The sequence below is a fragment of the Streptomyces sp. NPDC058198 genome, assembly GCF_042882605.1.
GTDB lineage: Bacteria > Actinomycetota > Actinomycetes > Streptomycetales > Streptomycetaceae > Streptomyces.
The window spans coordinates 64,336-84,625 of sequence record NZ_JBHVVP010000001.1 but is presented as its reverse complement, the minus strand read 5'-3'; the positions used below and the strand labels follow the sequence as shown (position 1 = coordinate 84,625).

Annotated in this window: 18 protein-coding genes; 15 read left to right on the top strand and 3 right to left on the bottom strand. The window is 72.5% G+C overall.

The genetic code is table 11. The annotated features are described in order from the left end of the window. The first annotated feature begins 750 nt into the window (after positions 1–750). The 7 genes from ribA (at position 751) to ACFVWW_RS00320 (ending at position 8,066) form a co-directional block, all read left to right on the top strand. On the top strand, positions 751–1,419 hold the full coding sequence (ribA, locus tag ACFVWW_RS00350; protein WP_384180360.1) for a GTP cyclohydrolase II: 669 nt from the start codon (positions 751–753) through the stop codon (positions 1,417–1,419). Next, entirely contained in the window at positions 1,416–2,819 is a 1,404-nt protein-coding gene (locus ACFVWW_RS00345) for an FAD-binding oxidoreductase (RefSeq protein ID WP_386879309.1), read from the top strand. The genes ribA and ACFVWW_RS00345 overlap by 4 nt, the downstream gene beginning before the upstream one ends. 248 nt (positions 2,820–3,067) lie before the next feature. After that, the gene (locus ACFVWW_RS00340; protein ID WP_386879308.1) at positions 3,068–4,414 is read left to right on the top strand and encodes a glycosyltransferase; all 1,347 of its coding nucleotides are present in this window, start codon (positions 3,068–3,070) and stop codon (positions 4,412–4,414) included. After that, positions 4,411–5,700, top strand: coding sequence for an MFS transporter (locus tag ACFVWW_RS00335; protein ID WP_386879307.1), 1,290 nt, complete (start codon positions 4,411–4,413; stop codon positions 5,698–5,700). The genes ACFVWW_RS00340 and ACFVWW_RS00335 overlap by 4 nt, the downstream gene beginning before the upstream one ends. Further along, positions 5,697–7,010: a glycosyltransferase gene (locus ACFVWW_RS00330; protein WP_386879306.1), complete on the top strand. Its 1,314-nt coding sequence runs from the start codon at positions 5,697–5,699 to the stop codon at positions 7,008–7,010. The genes ACFVWW_RS00335 and ACFVWW_RS00330 overlap by 4 nt, the downstream gene beginning before the upstream one ends. A gap of 105 nt (positions 7,011–7,115) precedes the next feature. Continuing rightward, positions 7,116–7,697, top strand: coding sequence for a disulfide bond formation protein DsbA (locus ACFVWW_RS00325; protein ID WP_384180370.1), 582 nt, complete (start codon positions 7,116–7,118; stop codon positions 7,695–7,697). A gap of 105 nt (positions 7,698–7,802) precedes the next feature. Continuing rightward, complete coding sequence (locus ACFVWW_RS00320; RefSeq protein ID WP_386879305.1) at positions 7,803–8,066, top strand: hypothetical protein; 264 nt, start codon at positions 7,803–7,805, stop codon at positions 8,064–8,066. A gap of 37 nt (positions 8,067–8,103) precedes the next feature. On the opposite strand, the gene ACFVWW_RS00315 is transcribed toward ACFVWW_RS00320, so the two are convergent. Then, a complete protein-coding gene (locus tag ACFVWW_RS00315) occupies positions 8,104–9,000 on the bottom strand; it encodes an HpcH/HpaI aldolase/citrate lyase family protein (RefSeq protein ID WP_386879304.1) in 897 nt (298 codons plus the stop codon). Between the two features lie 181 nt (positions 9,001–9,181). Here ACFVWW_RS00315 and ACFVWW_RS00310 point away from each other — a divergent pair, with 181 nt between their 5' ends. Then, the gene (locus tag ACFVWW_RS00310) at positions 9,182–10,174 is read left to right on the top strand and encodes an MBL fold metallo-hydrolase (RefSeq protein WP_384180375.1); all 993 of its coding nucleotides are present in this window, start codon (positions 9,182–9,184) and stop codon (positions 10,172–10,174) included. After that, a complete protein-coding gene (locus ACFVWW_RS00305; RefSeq protein ID WP_386879303.1) occupies positions 10,171–11,385 on the top strand; it encodes a CaiB/BaiF CoA transferase family protein in 1,215 nt (404 codons plus the stop codon). Before ACFVWW_RS00310 ends, ACFVWW_RS00305 begins: the two co-directional genes overlap by 4 nt. A gap of 84 nt (positions 11,386–11,469) precedes the next feature. On the opposite strand, the gene ACFVWW_RS00300 is transcribed toward ACFVWW_RS00305, so the two are convergent. Next, on the bottom strand, positions 11,470–12,201 hold the full coding sequence (locus ACFVWW_RS00300) for a GntR family transcriptional regulator (RefSeq protein WP_384180379.1): 732 nt from the start codon (positions 12,199–12,201) through the stop codon (positions 11,470–11,472). Positions 12,202–12,351: 150 nt separating this feature from the next. Then, entirely contained in the window at positions 12,352–13,266 is a 915-nt protein-coding gene (locus ACFVWW_RS00295; protein ID WP_386879302.1) for an alpha/beta fold hydrolase, read from the bottom strand. A gap of 95 nt (positions 13,267–13,361) precedes the next feature. On the opposite strand from ACFVWW_RS00295, the gene ACFVWW_RS00290 reads away from it, so the two are divergent. The 6 genes from ACFVWW_RS00290 to ACFVWW_RS00265 all read left to right on the top strand — a co-directional run bounded on the left by ACFVWW_RS00290 (position 13,362) and on the right by ACFVWW_RS00265 (position 20,184). Then, positions 13,362–14,225 carry an ABC transporter ATP-binding protein gene (locus ACFVWW_RS00290; RefSeq protein WP_386879301.1) on the top strand — a complete coding sequence of 288 codons (864 nt, stop codon included), beginning with the start codon at positions 13,362–13,364 and terminating at the stop codon, positions 14,223–14,225. Positions 14,226–14,415: 190 nt separating this feature from the next. Next, entirely contained in the window at positions 14,416–15,465 is a 1,050-nt protein-coding gene (locus ACFVWW_RS00285) for an ABC transporter substrate-binding protein (protein WP_386879300.1), read from the top strand. A 62-nt stretch (positions 15,466–15,527) separates the two neighbouring features. Further along, on the top strand, positions 15,528–16,256 hold the full coding sequence (locus tag ACFVWW_RS00280; protein WP_386879299.1) for an ABC transporter permease: 729 nt from the start codon (positions 15,528–15,530) through the stop codon (positions 16,254–16,256). Beyond that, positions 16,253–17,152: an ABC transporter permease gene (locus tag ACFVWW_RS00275; protein WP_386879298.1), complete on the top strand. Its 900-nt coding sequence runs from the start codon at positions 16,253–16,255 to the stop codon at positions 17,150–17,152. The genes ACFVWW_RS00280 and ACFVWW_RS00275 overlap by 4 nt, the downstream gene beginning before the upstream one ends. Before the next feature lie 71 nt (positions 17,153–17,223). Continuing rightward, complete coding sequence (locus tag ACFVWW_RS00270) at positions 17,224–18,978, top strand: CocE/NonD family hydrolase (RefSeq protein ID WP_386879297.1); 1,755 nt, start codon at positions 17,224–17,226, stop codon at positions 18,976–18,978. Positions 18,979–19,227: 249 nt separating this feature from the next. Then, the gene (locus tag ACFVWW_RS00265) at positions 19,228–20,184 is read left to right on the top strand and encodes a hypothetical protein (protein ID WP_384180393.1); all 957 of its coding nucleotides are present in this window, start codon (positions 19,228–19,230) and stop codon (positions 20,182–20,184) included. Positions 20,185–20,290: the final 106 nt, after the last annotated feature.

Here is a 20,290-nt window from a genome sequence, read left to right as displayed (position 1 = left end):
CGGGCGCAGGCACTCCATTCCCGAACCGCCTTCCCGCCGGGCCCGGTTGAGGCCGTCGCCGGAAAGATGCCGCGCGGACCGTACGGTGAATCAGCCCGCCGCCCCTCCTGACCGCTGACCCCGGCACGTACACGCCGGTCCGCCGGCCCGTACGGGGATCACCCGCGGTTCGCGGTGACCACAGGCACACGCCCCACCGGAAACCCACCGAACCCACCGGGCGCCTGCCGGGACTCACCCGGGCAGGATCTGGTGTGATCCAGGGGGACTTGGCGGGGTCGGGCGGGTCCGTTCGCAACCCACTGAGCACACCACGGGGCCGCGCACCTGCCTGCGCGCCGTACGGGGCTGACGGCGTGCCCGCGAGGCATCACCACGCCTCGTCGTACGCCTCACCACCCGCCTCGCCATGCGCGTAACCCACCCGCCTCGTCGTATGCCTCACCACCCGCCCCGCTATACGCCTCACCGCACGCCTTGCCGTACGCGTTGCCGCCTGACCTGCTTCGTCGTACGCCTGAGCACGCTTTTCCGTATGCCCCGCCGTCTGCCCCGCCGTCTTTCTCACCCATGCCCTTTTCGCCCTTCACCTTTCGCCTTCACCGCCGGGGCCGGGCCGGGAGGCGGAAGGGGGCGCCGGTACGCGCCTGACGCCGGGCGGCCGTCAAAGAAACGGGCCTGGCGTGGGCCGGGGGGCGGGCCTGTTCTGTCACGCACCAGACCACACTGCCGTGAGACAAGGAATGACAGATGACTCAGAACACACTGACACCGGACGTGGGCCAGGAGCGGCCGCCGCTGAGTGTCCGTACCACGGTGAACATACCGATCAGGCTCCAGGACGGACGGGAGACGACTCCCCGCGTCAGTTCCTTTGGGGGGCTGCCGTCCAACTGGCCTGTCGACAAGGAGCCGTTGGCCCTGGTGTTCGGTGACCCCGGCGCCGTGCCCCTGGTGCGCCTGCACTCGGAATGCCTCACCGGTGATGTCTTCGGATCGCTGCGCTGCGACTGCGGACCGCAACTCGCCGAGACACTGAGCCTGTTCGCCGACGAGGGCGGCATCCTCATCTATCTGCGCCAGGAGGGCCGGGGCATCGGGCTGTACAACAAGCTGGACGCCTATGTCCTGCAGGACAGTGGCGTGGACACCTTCGAGGCCAACCGGATGCTGAACCTGCCTGACGACGCGCGGGATTACTGGGTGGCGGCCGCGGCCTTGTCCGCTCTCGGCCACCGCGAGATCCGGCTGGTGTCGAACAACCCCGACAAGCAGCGCCAGTTGTCCGACCTGGGGATCCGGGTCGCCGAGTCGGTGCCGACCGGCTGTCACATCAACCCGTTCAACGACCACTACCTGCGTACGAAGGTGGACTACGCCGGGCACCAGATCGCCGTCGAGCCGAGGACTCTTGCGTGAACCCCTCCCTGTACGAGTCCCTCCGCAAGCGCCTTGAGGCACTGTGCCCGCATCGGGTCCTCACCGCGGGCCATCCCCGCTACGACGAGGTCCGGGGCATGTTCAACGGCATGCACGACCGGCGTCCCGCGGTGATCTGCCTGCCGGCCGACGGCGCCGAGATCCAGGCTGTGGTCACGGCCGGACGGGAGGCGGGCATCCCCGTCACCGTCCGGGGCGGCGGACACAACGTCGCGGGATCGGGCTCGAACGACAACGGCCTCGTCATCGACCTCCGTCTGATGCGGCAGGTGACGGTCGACCCCGAACACGCTCTGGCCCGTGTGCAGGGCGGAGCCACCTGGGACGACGTCGACGCGGCCGCCGCCGAGCACGGCCTCGCCACCACCGGGGGGACCGTGGGCTCCACCGGGGTCGCCGGGCTCACCCTCGGCGGCGGCCTCGGCTACCTCTCCCGCAGCCTGGGCCTGACCTGCGACCGGGTCCGGTCCTACCGGACCGTCACCGGCGACGGACAGCGCCGGCAGGTCGACGCCGACCACGACCCGCAGCTCAACCGGCTGCTGCGCGGCGCGGGGCACGGGCTGGGTGTCGTCGAGGAGTTCACTTTCCGTCTCGCCCCCGTCTCGCGGGTGTACGGCGGCCGGTTCGCCTACTCCCTGCGGCACGCGGCGCCCGTCCTGGCCGCCTTCGGTGACCTGATGGCGGACGCGCCGCCGGAACTGACCTGCCTGCTGATGCTCGAACCGTGGGGAGATCCGCCCGCCCGGTCCGTCGTCGCCAACGTCTTCTACTCGGGCGGCGACCAGAGGGTCGTCGACCGGATCAGAAGCACCATGGGCGGCTGCGCCCCGCTGACCGGCCTCGACTTCGCCCCCCGCTCCTACCTGTCCATGCAGGCCTCGCTGGGGGAAACCGATTTCGGCCTGCGCCACTACTGGACCACGTGTTCCCTGAGCGCGCTGCCCGGTGATCTGGCCGAGGGTCTGGTCGAGCAGTACGCGCGTGGCGGCTGCGGTGACGGTGTCGATGACACGATCATCATCACACCGCTCGGCGGGGCGGTGAGTACCCCGGCCGAACCGGGAGCCATCTCCTTCCGCGACGCGGCGTATACCGTGCTGTCGATGGCCATCTGGCGTGACCCCGCACAGGACGACGCGCGAAGAGAGTGGGCACGCGGCGTCACCCGGCTGGCGCGTCCCTGGTCGCTCGGCGGTGACGGGCATGTCGACTACGTCAACTACGCCAGCGATCCCGTGGACCGGCACCGTCCTGACGGGCTGTCCGACGAGACGAGCCGGGCCCTGCGCGAGGTCAGAGCGCGCGTGGATCCCGACGGCGTCTTCACCCCCGTACTGCCCGCCGCCCCCGCCCTGCCCGCCCCGGCAACGGCCTGACCCCACCACCCCTGCCCACCACCCGACCGCCACCCCGCCCCGACCGCCACCCCGCCCCGGCCGGGCCCCCGCCCCGGCCGCCTCCGGCCCGGCCCTTCCCGCCGGCCCCCGCCCCGCCTCCCGCCCCGCCTCCATCTCGATCTCGCCCTCGCCCCCCATCTCGCCCCCACTTCGCCCCCCGCCTCGCTTTCCAACTCGCCCTCCACCGAAGGACTTTGATGACACACCCGCCCGACCCGCAGGTTTGCGTGGTGATACCGACCTACAACCGGGCCGAGCTCCTGCGCCGGCAGCTCGAGGGGCTCACCCGGCAGCGTCTCGCGCCGGAACGGTTCGAAGTCGTCGTCGCCGACGACGGGTCCTGCGACCACACCGCCGAGGTGGTCGCGTCGTTCTCCGGCAAGCTGAGGATCGGCTATCACACCCAGGAAGACCTGGGCTTCCGGGCCGCCGCCGTCCGCAACGCCGGCGCCCGGCTGGCCACCGCCCCGCTCCTGGTCTTCCTGGACACCGGCGCCCTGATCGGCCCCGACTTCCTCACCGCGCACCTCGCAGCACACCAGGACCCGGACCCGGCCCAGGACCGGGACCAGCAGGACCAGGACCAGGACCGGGACCAGCAGGCCCAGGCCCAGGCCCAGGGCCCGGACCCGGACCGGGACCAGGGGCCGGAGGGCCCCACGGGCGGCCGGCTCGTACTGGGCTACACCTACGGCTACAACCCCTACCAGCCCTTCCCGGGACTCGCCGACGCCCTGGCCGGCAGCGACCCGGAGGACGTGGTGCGCAGGTACTCCCACCAGAGCGAGTTCCGGGACCTGCGCCACGCCGACCTGGAGAAGGCGGGCTTCGACCTCGGCCGGCTCGCCGCTCCGTGGATGAACGTATGGGCGCTGAACATGTCCCTGCCGGCCGCCGACTTCCATGCCGTCGGCGGCTTCCACGAGGACTTCCGCTCCTGGGGCGGGGAAGACCTCGAGTTCGGCTTCCGGGTCCATGAGCGGGGTCTGCCCATCGTCCTCTCGCGCCAGGCGTGGGCCCTGGAGAGCCCCCACGACCGTGATCTGGACGGTAACCGCAGCAGCAACTGCGCCAACTCCTGGCTGCTGTGGGAGAAGCACCCCGAACCGGTCATGGAGCTGTACGGGGCGATGTATTCCCGCAATCACTACGACCCGCCGCTGGAGTACGAATACCAGCGGCTGCTGGAGTGGAGGGACCGCTGCCACGACAGTGACGTGAGCGGGGAGGTGGCCCGGCTGGCGGCCGGCCCGCTGCCGGACGGCGGGCGGGCGTCCCGCGTGGTGGTCATGGGCGCCGGCGGCCACCGGCCGCCTCCCGCCGACGGCGTGACGTACACGCTGCTCGACTTCGACGAACGGCTGCTGGCCGGTATCCCGGCCGGGAACGGTACGGCCGTCCTGCACGCCATCGGCCTGCGCACCGTCCTGGAAGCGGGCTGCGCCGACCTCGTCGTGATCACCTCCCGGCTGCGCGGACTGTGGGAGCGCTGGTCGGCCGATGTGCTGACCGAGGCCTGCCGGATCGGCGGCTCGGTACGGGTCGCCTTCACCGACAGCACCGGGCCGCTGTGAGCGCGACCGCCACCCGGACACCGCTGGCCGCCACCCCCCAGCGGAAGATCATGCTCGGTGTCCTGCTCGTCGACACGATCGCCGCCGGAGCGTTCTACCCGCTCACCTTCCTCTATCTCCGGCTCAGCACCGACCTGCCGGTCGCGCAGATCGGTCTCATCCTGACCGGCGGCGGTCTCATCGCCCTGGTGCTCAACCCGGTCGCGGGCAGCGTGGCCGACCGCTGGGGCCCGCAGCGGACCATCGTGTGGGCGAACTTCTGCTGCGGCCTGGGCTACCTCGGGCTGATCGACATCCACGGCTGGCCCCAGCTGGTCGCCGCGGTGGCGTTCATCTCCCTTTCCCAGCGCCTGTACTGGGTCGGCTGGCCGGTGTTCGTGGCCGAACAGGTCGCCGAGGGCGAGACGCTGGACCGCTGGTTCGCCGTCGTCAACGCCTTCAAGAGCGGCGCGCTCGGCCTCGGCGCGGCCGCCGCCGCCCTCGCCCTGGCGATCGGTGACGTCGGCACGCTGCGCGCCATCCTCGTCGCGGCCGTACTGGCCTCCTTCCTGTCGGCCGCGGTGTTCTTCCGGCTGCGCATGAACCCTCAGGCCCCACCCCCGACCGACCCCACCACCACCGAGGCCACCAGCACCAGCACCGGTGGTGCTGGTGGGCCGGTGGGGTGGCGGGCGGTGCTCAGCGACCGTCCGTACGTCGCGATGACCGCCGCCCACACCGCTCTGACGTTCGCCTGGCTGCTGCCCAGCGTCGTCCTGCCCGTCTACCTCGTCGACACCCTGGACCTGCCGCCCTGGGTGCCTTCCATCGCGTTCGCGGTGAACACCGCCATGACCGTGCTGCTCCAGACCACCGTGGCCCGCGCCCTGGTCCCGCTGCGGCGCACCCGCGCGGTACTGGTGGGGGCCTGTGCCTTCCTGCTGGCCTTCACCGTGTTCGCCGGCGCCCACAGTGCTCCCCGGACGGTCGCGCTGGTGCTCACCGCGGCGGGCATCATGCTGTTCTCCCTCGGTGAGATGTCGGCCGGGCCGCCCGCCCAGGCCCTGTCGATGGAAGCGGCGCCGGTGCCCCTGCGCGGCAGATACTCATCGGTCTTCCAGATGTCGTGGACCATCTCCAACATCGCGGGGCCGGCCGTCGTCGGCGCGCTCCTGCAGTGGAACAGCCTGGTCCTGTGGCTGGTCCTGGGCGCGCTCATCGGCATCGGCGGGCTGGGCTTCGTCGCCTGCGAGAGGGCCTTCCCGGCACGTGTCCTGTACTCCGAGGCGAAGAGAAGTGACCTATGAACCAGGGCGGACCCCGCATCCTCCATGTCAGCACCACCAGCAAACTGGGCGGTGTCAGCGAAGTCGTCCGCAGTGAACTGCCCTACCTCACCGAGCTGGGATGGCAGACCCGCTGGGTCGCGGCGAGCGACCTGGACGAGGCGCACGACGCCGCGTTCGTCCTGCACAACGCCCTCTACGGGGTGCCGGCCGGTGATTTCCCCGCGGACCAGGTGCGCTCGGGCGTCAGCCGGTTCCTCGCCGCCAACACCGAAGCGGTCGTGGCGGCGGCACGCGAGGCGGACGTCGTCGTCCTGCACGATCCGATGGTCCTCACCCTGGCCACCGCGATCCGGCCGGTGACACCGAAGATCGCCTGGCGCTGCCATGTCGGCTCCGAAGACCTGGAGACGATCGACCAGGACGCGATCACCTTCCTGCGCCCCCAACTCGACGTCGTGGACCATCTGCTGTTCTCCCACCACAGCCTGATCTGGCCGGGATGGCAGGACGACAGCCGCATCATCGTCGTCCCCCCGGGTATCGATCCACGGTCATGGAAGAACCGGGATCTGCCGGAGGAGACGTACGAGGCCCTGTGGTCCGACCTCCATGCCGCCCGCGGCACCTGCCTGGCACAGGACACCGGCGAGCAGGACGCCCGCATCACCCTCGACGACTTCGGCACCGGCGGCCTGCGCGCCCCCGGCTCCCCCTTCGTCCTGCAGGTGTCGCGCTGGGATCCCCTCAAGGGACAGCTCGGAGTCGTCCGGGCCTTCGCCCGCCTCGCCGAGGACGATCCGGACACCGAACTCGTCCTGGTCGGCCCCCACATCGACGACCGGCAGAACTACCCCGTCAACCGCCGGGTGTGGCAGGACCTCATGCGCGCCCGCCAGGAACTGGACAGCCCGGTACGCGAACGGGTGCACATCTGGCGGTTCGGCCCGGTACAGCGCACCGGCGAGGACCTCGCCCTCAACGTGCTGCGCAGGCAGGCCCGCACGGTCGTGCAGAACAGCAGCAGGGAAAGCTTCGGCCTGACCGTCGCCGAGGCCATGTGGAAACGCGCCGTCGTCGTCGGCGCCGATGTCGACGGCATCAGCGCGCAGATCCACGACGGCGTCAACGGCCTCCTCGCCCCCTACACCGAGGGCGAAGGACCCTGGGCCGACACGGTGCGCCGCTCACTGACGGACGAGGCGGGACGCTCCCGCTGGAGCACGGCCGCGCGCGCCACGGTCGAAGAGCGCTACCTGTCCCGTCCCGGCGTACAACGCCAGACGGCCGCCTTCACCGGCACCCCGGACACCGGCAAAAACACCCCCTGACCCGCCCCCTGCTCCCTGACCCCCGCCCCCGATCCCCTCTCCCCCCTGACACCCCCTGATGCACCGGCTGTTGACCGGCCGGTGAGAAGAGACGAGGCACCCCCCATGAGCGTGACGATGTGGTTCGACCCCACCTGCCCCTTCACCTGGCGCACCTCGCGCTGGCTGCGCACCGAGGCGCGGGCCCGGGGCGAGAAGGTGACCTGGCGGCTGATGAGCCTGGCCGTACTGAACGAGGCCCGCGACGTCCCGGACCAGCACCGGGAGGGCCAGCAGGCCGGAGTACGCGTGCTGCGCGTCCTGGCGGCGGCGGGCGAACTCCACGGCAACGACGCGGTCGAGGCGCTCTACACCGAACTGGGCATACGCGTCCACGACCGGGGCGGCCGCTACGACACCGGGACCATCGCCGACGCGGTGACCGCCGCCGCACTGCCCGCCGGGCTGGCCGGGGCCGCCGACGACCCGGCCCGGGACGCGGCCGTACGGGCCAGCCACGAGGAAGGGCAGGCCCGCGCCGGCCAGGAGTCGGGCTCTCCGCTGACCGCCTTCGGTGACAGCGCCGGCTTCTTCGGACCGATCCTCACCGCCGTCCCCACCGGCGAGGACGCGGCCCGCCTCTACGACAGCATGGCCGCGCTCTCCACCATCACCGCCTTCAGCGAACTGAAGCGGGCCAGGACCTGAACCACCACCCCACCCAGCCCAGCCCAGCCCAGCCCAGCCGAGCCCGGCCCGCCCCGGGGCCGGTCCGGTGCGGTGCGAAGCCCCCGGCCGGGGTAGACGGCGTCCATGGCATCGCACAAGAAGCTCTACCCCCTGGTCCCGCGGGCCGTGCGGCAGCTGCGCCGTGTCCGTTCGCTGTACGCGGGGGGCGTCGCGCTGTGGGCTCTGGGTCTGCTCCTGGAGGCGGGGAAGAGCCCGGGGAGCCGGCAGATGTGGATCGCCCTGCTCATCATGGGCGTCTTCACCGTTCTGCTGTCGGTGACGTTCTTCCGGCTGTGGCGTCACGGCGCGGCCCTGCGTGTGAGGTCCGGCAGCGGCCGCACGGGATGAACCGGGCGCCTGAGCGCATCCGGCCGGCCGGGTGTGCTCAGGCCGTGGTGCGTCCGGTGAGGTCCCGGGCCCTGCGTACGGTCGCCGCGTCGACCATGGCGCCGTGTCCGTCGCGGAACGCGCCGCTGCCGCGCCGCTGGTGATGTTCGAAGAGGTCGAGCAGGGCGTGTGCGTCGGCGAGTTCGGCGGGGTCGGTGCCGAACACCTCGTTGGCGATGGTGACCTGGTCGGGGTGGATGCAGGCGCGGCCCTGGAAGCCGAGGGCGCGCAGGTGCAGGCTCGACGCGCGGAACGCGGCGTGGTCGGCGGTGTGGACGCAGACGGGTGCGACGGCGCTGTCGAGCCGGTGGGCGACGGCGTGCGTGACGGTCAGCCCGCGGGCCCAGTCGAGCAGGTGGTCGCCGGGGTCGGGTGGCATGCGCAGGTCCGCGCGCAGGTCGACCTCGCCGAGCTGGACGCGGCGCACCGCGGGGTGGGGGGCGGTGGCGCCGAGGGTGAGCAGCCCGGCGGCGCTTTCGACAAGCAGCCCCAGGGCGACGGCCGGGACCGCGTCCGGAGCGACGGCCGGGGCGGCACCCGGGACGGCGGTGGAAGCGGCCGCGGTGGAAACGGCGGCGGTGAGTGCGTCGAGATCGGCGCCGGCGGCCGCCTTGGGAATCCAGAGGCCGTCGATCCGGCCGGTGGCGAGCAGGGCGCGGGCGTCGTCGAGCCCGCGCGGGCCGGTGTTGATCCGTACCCAGAGTTCGGGGCCGCCGGTGCGGCGGGCGAGGGCGAAGGCGACAGCGGCGGCGCGGGCCTCGTCCTTGTGCCCCGGCGCGACGGCGTCCTCGAGATCGAGGATGAGCGCGTCGGCGTCGCTGCGCGTGGCACCGCGCAGAAAGCGGGGCTGGTCGGCGGGAACGTAGAGGTGCGAACGGGGCGGCAGCGGGGGCACCGACCACTCCTCACATATAAAGAATCGGATGATGCATTTTCTAATGTGGTGATGTAGCTTACCAGTCGAGATACTTCGGGTTGGGGTGCCGTACGGGACCGGCCCCGCCACGCTCCCGGCCTGTGACAGGGGCGCGGAGGGCGCGGCCGTCCCGCCCGTGCGACGAGGAGAGGACCGCAGCGTGTTCGACGCCGACAGCGTCACGATTACCGTGCTGGTCGAAAACCAGGTGGACATGCTGCTGCCCGACCAGGCCAGCCCCGCCGGCGCGGACGACCACTGCGTCAGCCGGTACGGGCTGATCGAGCACTTCGACCCCAAACGCGTCCCGCCCCAGGCGGAGAACGGCATCAGCTTCCTCGTCGAAGCGGTCCGCGGCCGCCACACCCTGCGTGTCCTGTTCGACGTCGGCCTGACCGGCACGGTCCTCGAACACAACATGCGGGCCCTCGGCGTCGACCCCGCCACCATCGACCACGTCGTGATCAGCCACGGCCACCCGGACCACTTCGGCGGCATCCACCGCTTCCTCGGCCTCGCCGGGCGCCGTATCCCGGTCGCCACACACGCGGACGCCGAACTGCCGCGCTACGCCGTCATGGCCGACGGCCGCACCTCACCGGTCTACAACGCCGCCTTCGGTTTCGGCGAGGTCGAGCGCTCCGGCGGCGTACCCGTACTGACCCGCGACTCCCTCGACCTCGGCTGGGGCGTCCACACCACCGGGGAGATCCCCCGCACGGTCGCCTTCGAAGCCGGCGCCGCACCCGGCTTCACACCCGGCGACCCCGGCCTCTACCAGGTCTCCGCCCAGGGCAGGCTGCGCCGGGACGACGTCATGGACGAGATGGGCCTCGTGGTGGACGTACGCGACGTCGGGCTGGTGATCCTGACCGGCTGCGCGCACGCCGGCGTCATCAACACGATCGCCCAGGCCCGCGCGGTGTGCGGACCCAAGCCGGTCCGGGCGGTGATGGGCGGCTTCCACCTCGGCTTCCCCACCACCCCGGCCGAGAACGTCGGCCTGACCTCGGCCGCGCTCGCCGAACTCGAGGTCGCCACGGTCATGCCGATGCACTGCAGCGGACTGCGTACCCACGCGCGACTGGCCCACGACCTGTCCGCGCACTACGTGCAGCCCTCGGTGGGCACCGTGCTGCACTTCGGCCGGTGACCGCGGACCTGCGGGGCATCAGGGTCATCGCGGTCGAACAGGCCGTCGCCGCCCCCCTGTGCACCCGCCACCTCGCCGACCTCGGCGCCGAAGTGATCAAGATCGAACGGCCCGGAGGCGGGGACTTCGCCCGCGGCTACGACGAGAGCGTCCACGGCCAGGCCAGCCACTTCGTCTGGCTCAACCGCGGCAAGCGCAGCGTCGTACTCGACCTGAAGAGCGAACCGGGGCGCCACGTGCTGCGTCGGCTGCTGCGCGAGGCGGACGTGCTGGTGTGCAACCTCGCCCCGGGCGCCCTGCACCGGATCGTCACCGACGAGGAACTGGCCGCGCTCAACCCGCGCCTGGTGCGCTGCTACCTGTCCGGGTACGGGGCCTCCGGCCCCTACGCCGGGCGCAAGGCGTACGACGCGCTGGTGCAGGGCGAGGCCGGCACGATCACCGCGACCGGTACGCCCGAGACGCCGGCCAAGCCCGGGGTGTCGCTGGCCGATCTGGCGGGCGGGACGTACGCGCTGACCGCCGTCACCGCCGCCCTGTACGCGCGGGAGCGGACCGGCCTGGGCCGGCGGATCGACGTGGCCCTGTTCGACGTGCTGCTGGAGTGGATGAGCCCGCTCCTGCTGGCCGAGATGCACTCGGGCTCGGCGCCCAGGCCCGCCGGACTGCGGCACGCCAGCATCGCCCCCTACGGGCCGTACACGACGGCCGACGGCAAGGACGTCCTGATCGCGGTGCAGAACGAGGGCCAGTGGAGCCGGCTGTGCCGTACCGTGCTCCGGGCCCCGGCGCTGCTGGAGGATCCCGCGTTCGCGTCGAACAGTGCCCGGGTGCGGCACCGCGAGCGCACCGAACGGGCCGTGCAGGCACGGCTGATCACCCTGTCCACCGCCGAGGTCACCGACCGCCTGGAACGGGCGGACGTGCCCTACGCGCGGCTGAACCAGATCACCGATGTGCTGGCCCACCCGCAGGCCGAGGCGACCGGACGCTGGTCGCAGGCGACGCTGCCGGACGGGCGTACGGTACGGGTGGTCACCTCCGCGCTGCACCGTGACCCGGAGCCGCCCGGCGGCCGGCGGGTGCCGGGGCTGGGCGAGCACACCGCGCAGGTGCTGCGTGAACTGGGCCTGTCCGAGGGCGAGATGGCCGGCGTGCTGGAGCCGCCCGCGGAATCCGGCACCCCGCCCTCCACCGCACCGGCCCGCTGACCCCCGCCCCCAACCGCCCACTGCCCCGCCGCAGTCCGCCGGGCGGTGGGGCAGGCATCGGGCCGGGCCGGGGCCCGGGGGGGGTCAGTCGTTGTCGACGTCGAAGGGGTCGGTGATCGGCTGCCCGGTCAGGTGCCTGCCCAGTGCCAGGAAGCTGCGGGCGAGGTGCCACTCCGTCGCCTTGGCCAGTGCGTCGCCGTCGCCGAGCCGGGCCGCGGCCAGCATCGCCCGGTGTTCGTTGGAGGTCTCGTCGGCCCGGTCGTGGAGCACCTGCAGTACGTCCCAGGGGAACTTCTGCCACAGCTGGTCGATCTCGTCGGTCAGCCCGTCGTTGCCGCACTTGGCGTAGAAGAGGAAGTGGAACTGCCGGTTCGTGGCGTTCAGCCGTGCCCGGTCCCCCTCGGCCGCGGCCTGTTCCATCTGGGTGACCAGCCGTTCCGCGAGGTCGATGTCGAGCGGTGAGAGCCGCCGGGCGGCCCGCTGCATCGCGTACGGCTCCACCAGGCGGCGCAGCAGGTAGACGGTCTTGACCTGCTCGTAGTCGGCGTCGGCGACCCGCACGCCCTTGTGCGGCTCGCCGACCAGCACACCCTCGGCCTCCAGCAGGCGCAGCGCCTCGCGGACCGGGGTGATGCTGGTGTCGAACATCGCGGCGAGCACGTCCTGTTGGATGCGGCTGCCCCGGGGCAGTTCCCCCTCGCTGATCATCCGCCGCAGCTCGATGGCGATGCGGTCGCGCTTGGTCAGCGGTTTCGCCCCCTTCGCTGCGACGCCGTCAGTCGCGGCGGAGGAGAGTCGGCGGGCCGGCGGCGGCATGGGCATGTCCTTAACGGGTCAGCGCTCGGGGAGCGTCGGGTCGGCGGGCCTGATGAGTGTCGCACCGGCGGAACGGATCGCGGTCATACGGGCAGTTGGCGCGGGCGGCCGGGCGGGACGGGCGGCGGGCGGCCGCTCCGGTGACGGCCATCACGCACCGCTCCCGGACAGGCCCGGCACACGGCGGGAGTCCCGCCCGGGACCGCCGTCCCGGCCGGACGGCGGCGGTCCCGGAAGCGGCGGCATCGGAAGCAGCTCCGGAGGCGGCGGTCCTGGAGGGGGCACCGGGTCGAGGGTGCGGTGGAAGGCCGCGAGTGCGGCGGCGAAGGCGCTGGGGTCGTCCAGGTAGGCGAGGTGTCCCGCGCCGGGCACCTCGGCCGCCGCGCCGCCGAGCTGCCCGGCCAGGGCGGCCGCCGCGCCGGCGCTGATCCGGTCGTCGTGCGCGCCGCGCAGTACCCGGCAGGGCAGGCCGAGGGGCCGGGGCGGCGCGTGGCCGGCCCAGCCGAGTGTCACGCGCAGGGAGTTGAGCAGGGTGTCCGGGCGGGTCGCCGCCATCGACCGGTACAGCAGGTCACGGCGGGCGGGATCGGTGCTCAGGAGAGTGCTGTCGGTGTAGCCCCGGGCGAACAGGGCGGTGCCGTCGCGGCGGAGCGCGGCCTCGGTGTGTGCCAGCCGGCCGGCCGCCGCGGGCCCGGTGGCCGGGGGAAACCCGGCGAGGGTCAGCGAGCGCACCCGGGACGGCCGGTCGAGGGCGAGGGCGAGCGCGACGAGGGCGCCCAGGCCGGAGCCGACGACATCCACCCCGCCGGCACCGGCGCCGCCCTCCTCCACGCCCTCGTCCCCTTCTACATCCTCTTGCGTGGTGCGGGACAGCAGCCGGTCGCGGGCCGCCGCGGCCGCCGACACGGCGCCGGCCAGGGTGAACGGCTCGGCGGCGCGGACGCCGTGGCCCGGCAGGTCCGGCGCCGATACGGGCCTGCCGCCGGCCCGCAGATACGGCAGGGCAGGCGCCCAGGTCCCGGCGTCGCCGCCCCAGGTGTGCAGAAGCAGGAGGGGCGTCGTCATCGCAGTCATAGGCACCTCACACCAGGATCATGCATTTTTCTGTTTCTGAAGTATGGCTATTGCATGTCAGGCATCCTAGCCCCAGAATCCCCGGTATGACCACGATCAAATCCGTGCGGCACAGTGCGGGCGACGCGCGGCGCGACCCCGCGGGCAATGCGCAGGGGGCGGCGGCCACGGCCGCACCGGCCGGCGCCCACAACGGCGCGACGGTCACGCTCGACGGGCTGACCATGCGTTTCGGTGACCGCACGGTATCCCAGGACATCAGCCTGGCCATCGGTGCGGGAGAGGTCCTGTCCATCGTCGGGCCGTCCGGCTGCGGCAAGACCACACTGCTGCGGGCGGTGGCCGGGCTGATCCGGCCGGCCGAGGGCGTGGTCCGTATAGACGGGCAGGCGGTGACCGGTACCCCGGACGGCGTGGCGATGGTCTTCCAGCACTTCGGCCTCTTCCCGTGGAAGACCGTCGAGGCGAATGTCGCCTACGCCCTGCGCGTGCGCGGCATCGCGAAGAAAGCCGCGCTGGAGCGGGCCCGGGAGCTGATCGCCCTCGTCGGCCTGTCCGGCTTCGAGAAGTCCTACCCCCATCAGCTGTCCGGCGGCATGCAGCAGCGCACCGGCCTGGCCCGGGCCCTGGCCGTACGGCCCCGGCTGCTGCTCATGGACGAGCCGTTCGGCGCGCTGGACGCCCAGACCCGGGAGGTCCTGCAGTTCGAACTGCTGCGGATCTGGCAGGACCATCCCGTGACGATGCTGTTCGTCACCCACTCGATCGACGAGGCCGTTCTGTTCGGGGACCGGGTCGCCGTGCTCAACGGCCGGCCCAGCGGTGTCGCCGAGCTGATCGACGTGCCGCTCCCGCAGCCCCGCGACCGGTCCGTGCCGGCCATCCCGGAATTCCTCGCCATCCGCGAGCGGGTCTGGTCCCTGATCATGAACGCCGGCCCGGCGGACTGACCGCCCCGCCCCACCGCCCCGCCCCACCACACCGCCCCACCACACCGCCCCGCCGGCACAACGGCCCCACCATCACACCGCCCGCCCCACCGGCACACCGCCACCGTCCCACCGTCACACCGCCCCCCGCCCCGCTCACCCACCGCCACCCTGCCGTGCCCTCCGCGCGGCAGCAGAAGGAGCAGTTCGCATGACGATTTCGCGGCGCAGACCCGCCCTGGTCGGGGTGGCCACACTCCTCGCGCTCATCACCGCCCTCGCCGGCTGCGGCGACAACGGCTCGCAGTCCGCCGGCAGCGCCACGTCCGGCGGACCCGAGAAGATCACCATCGGCGTGCCCGGCATCCCGCCGATCTTCCTCAACACCGTGATGTACGTCGCCAAGGAAGAGGGCTTCTTCGCCGACCGCGGCCTCGACGTCACCCTGCGCCCGCTGACCACCGGCGCCGACGTCGGCCGCGCGGTACAGAGCGGCGAGATCCAGGGCGGCATCATCGGCACGCCCGGCGCGGTCGCCCTGCGCGCCAGCGGCGGCTCCGTCGTCTCACTCATGGGCTTTCCCAAGCCCACCTACCTGCTGGCCAGCACCGACCCCGGCGTCACCAGCTGCGCCGACGTGAAGGGCAAGACCATCGCGGTCGACGCGGTCGGCGCGCCGAAGGCCCTCGGCCTGGCCGCCATGCTCGCCAGCTGCGGCCTCGGCAAGAACGACGTCAGCACGATCAACGTGGGCGGCCCGCCCACGGTCGACGCGCTGGTGGCCGGCCAGGTCGAGCTGGCCGTCCTGCACCCCGACGAACTCGCCACCGTGCAGGAGAAGATCGCCCCCACCACCCCCGTCAGCGAAGTCATGACCCTGGCCGACGTCGACCCGCTGCAGCACTACACGGTCCTCGTCGCCCCCAAGGACCAGCTCAGCGGCCCCGCCCGGGACACCTGGGTCAAGGTGATCGCGGCCGTACGCGAAACCATCGCCTACATGTACGACCCGGCCCACACCAAGCAGGTCGCCGCCCAGGCCGCCGCCGTCACCAAGGAACCCGCGAGCGTGACCGAGGCGGCGCTGCCGAAGTTCCTCTCGCTCGGCGTCTGGGCGAAGCAGGGCGACGGCCTGGACCGGGCCGCCATCCAGCACACGATCGACGGCGCGGTCGCCGCGGGCAACGTACCCAAGGCCAAGGCGCCCACCTACGAGCAGATGGTGGACCCCTCGGTGTTCGCCGACGCGACGGGCAAGTGATGCGAGCACCCCGGCCGCGGGCGCCCGGGCAAGGAACCGGCGCCCGCCTTGGGCCGCCGGCCGTGTCGGCGGCCGGGCTGCTGGCCGGGCTGGGCCTGTGGCAGCTGGCCGGCTGGCACGACCCCGTCCTGTTCGCCACGCCCGGCCGGTCGGCCGAGGCCCTGCTCACCCTGACCCGGGACGGTTCCCTGCCGGCCGCCCTGCTCTCCTCGGGCAGACTGCTCGTCGTCGGACTCGCCCTGGCGATCGTCGCCGGCGTCGGATCCGGCCTGCTGCTCTCCCGGGCCCGGCTGCTGCGCGCCAGTACCGACTGGCTGCTGTTCGCGCTCCAGTCCGTCCCGATCGTCGCGCTGGCCCCCCTGATCCTGTCGGCGTTCGGCTTCGGCCTGCCGGCCAAGACCCTGGTGGTGTTCCTGACCGCGGTCTTCCCGATCGTGGTCAACACCGCGGAAGGAGCGCACCGTGTACCGGCCACCTTGCTGGAGGTCACCCGTACCTTCCGCAGCAGCGAATGGCGGATCTGGAAGGACCTGCTGCTGCCCCACACCGTGCCGTACGCGATGACCGGCGTGCGCCAGGGCATCGCGATGGCCTTCGTCGGCACCCTCGCCGCCGAGTTCTTCCTCAACGCCAGCGGCATCGGCGGACTGCTGCTGGCCGCCGGCACCCAGTTCGACACGGCCACCGTGCTCGGCCTGACCGTGCTCGTGTCGGTGCTGGCCGTGGCCCTGATGGGCTGCGGCCGGGCGGTCGAACGCCACTTCGCGCGGTGGCGGGCGGTGCAGGCATGACGGCCCGCCCGGCCCCCCGGCCCCCCGCACCCCCCGTACCCGGCTCGTCCGGCCCGTCCGCGGGGGCAGCCCCGGACCCCGCCCGCACCACACCCCCGCCCACACCCACACCCGCGTCCGCGTCCGGTGTACGGCGGACCGGCCGGGTGGCCGGTGTCCTCGGCAAGCTGGCCGTCGCGGCCTTCGTCATCGTCGTCTGGGAGAGCGCGGTGCGGCTGTGGCTGCCCGCCTACCTGCCCACCCCCTCCGGTGTGGCCGGCGCGGCGTGGCCGACGCTGACCTCCCCGGCGTTCCGCACCGCCGTGGGCGAGACACTCGGCGGGGTGGCACTCGGCCTGCTCCTCGGCTGTACCGCCGGTACGGCGCTCGGCCTCGGCATCGGGCGGGTGCCGTGGCTGCGGCACCTGACCTCCCCGTACCTCAGCGGCCTGTACGCGATGCCGATGCTCGCGATCGTCCCGATGGCGACGATCTGGCTCGGTTACTCCAGCCAGACCCGGCTGGCGGTGATCGCCCTGTCGGCGTTCCTGCCCTGCGCGGTGAGCACCGGCGACGGAGCCCGCAATGTGCCGGCCCAGTTGGGTGAACTCGCCCAGATACTGCGGCTGTCCCGCCCCCGGGTGGTAGTGGACGTGCTGCTGCCCTCGACGCTGCCGTTCGTCATCGCCGGCGTGCAGGTGGCGGTGGGCCGGGCCCTGGTCGGCGCGGTGGCGGTGGAATTCCTCGCCAGCCTGCCGGGACTGGGCACGTTCATCCTCACCAACGCCCACTCCTTCGAGCAGAACACCGCGTTCGTCGCCGTCCTCGCCCTGGCCGCGCTCGGCATCGCCGCGCGCAGCGGCACCCAGAGCGCCCTGCACCGGCTGGCCCCCTGGCACCTGCACGTCAACCGCTGACCCTGACCCACCCCCACCAACTGCCCCGCCCCAGAAGAACCCAGAGCCCAGAGCCAAGGAGCCCAGGAAAAATGCCCGACGACGGCGGCCCGCGGCCGTTCCGCACCGAGATCACCGACGGCATGCGCATCGAGTGGGACGTACCGATCGAGATGGACGACGGGACCGTGCTGCGCGCGGACGTGTTCCGTCCGGTCACCGGGCCGGCGCCGGTGATCATGACCTACGGTCCGTACGCCAAGGGCCTGCCCTTCTCCCGCGGTTACCCCAGCGCGTGGGAGGCGATGGCCCGGGACCACCCCGACACGGTCGCGGGCACCTCGAACCGGTACCAGAACTGGGAAGTCGTCGACCCGGAGAAGTGGGTGCCGCACGGCTACGCCTGCGTACGGGTCGACTCGCGGGGCACCGGACGCTCACCCGGCCGCGTCGACCCGTTCTCGCCACGCGAGACCCGCGACTTCCACGACTGCATCGAGTGGGCCGGCACCCGCGACTGGAGCAACGGGCGGGTCGGCCTCAACGGCATCTCCTACTACGCGATGAACCAGTGGCAGGTCGCCTCCCTGCGCCCGCCGCACCTTTATGCGATCTGCCCCTGGGAGGGAGCCGCCGACTTCTACCGGGACGGCTCCCACCAGGGCGGCATCCGCTCCACCTTCTGGGACAACTGGTACGACATGCAGGTCAAGACCGTCCAGTACGGCATCGGCGAAGCCGGCGGCCGCAACCCGAGCACCGGACAGCTGATCTGCGGCGACGATCTCCTCACCCCGGCGGAACTGGCCGCCAACCGCACCGACCTGGGCGCGGACATCGCCGCGCACACCTTCGACGACCGCTACCACCGGGACCGCTCGGCACACTGGGACGCCATCGACATCCCGGTCCTCAGCTGCGGCAACTGGGGCGGACAAGGACTCCACCTGCGCGGCAACGTCGAGGGCTACCTGCGCGCGGCCTCCCCCCACAAGTGGCTGGAGATGCACGGCCACGCCCACTGGCCGCTGTTCTACACCGACTACGGCGTCGCCCTGCAGCGGCGCTTCTTCGACCGGTATCTCAAGGACGAACCCAACGGCTGGGAGGACCGGCCCCCGGTGCAGCTGCAGATCCGGCACGTCGACGCCACCTTCACCCCGCGCGGCGAGAGCGCCTGGCCCCTGCCGGCCACCCGCTGGACCCGGCTGCACCTGCACCCCGGCCGCACGCTCGCCGCCCCGGAGCCCGCCACCGCGGACACCGCCCAATTCGCCGCGCTCGGCGACGGCCTGGAGTTCACCACGGGCCCGCTGCCCGAACAGACCGAGATCACCGGCCCCCTGGCGGCGAAACTGTTCATCTCCTCCACCACCACCGACGCCGACCTCTTCCTCGTCGTACGCGTCTACGCACCGGACGGCGAAGAAGTCGTCTTCCAGGGCGCACTGGACCCCCACACCCCGGTCGCCCAGGGCTGGCTGCGCGCCTCGCACCGCCGCCTCGACCCGGACCTGTCGACCCCCTACCGCCCCTACCACCCGCACGACGGCGCCGAACCCCTCCAGCCCGGCACCGTCTACGAACTCGACATCGAGATCCTGCCGACCTGCCTGGTCATCCCGGCCGGCTACCGGATCGCACTGCAGGTACGCGGCCGCGACTACGTCCACCCCGGCCCCGTCGCCCGCCTGTCCAACCTGAAGAACGACCTCACCGGCTGCGGCCCGTTCCTGCACAACGACGACCTCGACCGCCCCGCCGGCACCTACGACGGGCACACCACCGTGCACACCGGCGCCCCCCACGCCTCGTACCTGCTGCTCCCGGTCATCCCGGCCCCCTGACCACCCGGACCGGCCCGGGACGACCCCGCCCGCTCCCGGGACGGCCCGCTCCCGGCCCGCTCCCGGGGCAGCCCGGCCCGCCCTCGGCCGGCCGGTCCCCGCCGTGGTTCTCCGGCGGGTGTCTGACGTGCGCAACAGTCCAGAAATCTTCATGTCCACGTCATCATGGGGCGGGGTGTGCGCCACTCGCCGGACGCAGAGTGGCGGCCGCCCGCACGCCGACACCCGCCCCAGCACACGGGAGACCCCATGAAGCTCCGGCGATCCGCCCGAGCCGCCTTCCTCACCGTCCTGCTCTCCGCCGGACTGCTCACCGCACCCACCCAGGTGCACGCGGCCGGGCCCAGCGACGCCGACCTCGCCTACCGCTGGGCCCCCGTCCACCACCAGGACACCTCGGCGGCCTATCCCACCGCCGACTACCTCGCACGGGTCGACTACGACGAGGACTGGAACACCCTCAACAACTGGGAGAACCTCGACGCCAACGCCGGACGGCTGACCGGCACCGCCTACTACTCCGTGGTCGAGACCGCCACCCACTGGTACCTGACCTACGCGTTCTACCACCCGCGTGACTGGAAGGACTATCCGCTCAACCTGTTCTCGCACGAGAACGACATGGAGGGCGTCCTCGAGATCGTCAGCAAGGACGGCAGCACCTACGGCACACTCCAGGCGGCCGTCACCCTGTCACACGACAACTACTACGCCTACGTGCCCGCGGGCAGTGCCTTCACGGGCAACCGCGAGTCCGTCGACGGCACCCTGCTCACCCAGACTCATGACGGCGCCGAGCACCCCACCGTGTTCCAGGAGGCCCGCGGCCACGGCGTGAACAACTGGAGCGGCGGCGGCTTCCCCGGCGGCGACGGCATCGTCTACCGCCCCAGCCGCACCACGGGAACGGTGCCGGCGGGCGGGAACGACCGTGCCGCGTCCTACCAGCTCATCGACATCTTCGCCCCCGGCGGCCTGTGGGAGCGCCGTGACGCGAAGCCCCCGTACGCCTCCTGGGGGACCTTCGCCGGGGACAACGGCAAGGACAACGCCGCCCACACCCCCTGGGCCTGGGACGACACGAACGACGGCGGCGACCTCCAGGCCGGCTCCATCGCCGGCGACCCGGCCTACCTGACCGCCCAGTACTTCACGAACACCGGGCCCCTCAGCCTGAGCTACACCCGTAACCCCTACCAGCCCTGACCCCCCGCCACACCCGCCCCCCGCCACACCCCGCCACACCCCGGGCCGGAGTACCGGGGCCGGCCCCCGCCCCGTCCCCGGCGGGAGGCCGGCCCCGGCCCCGGCC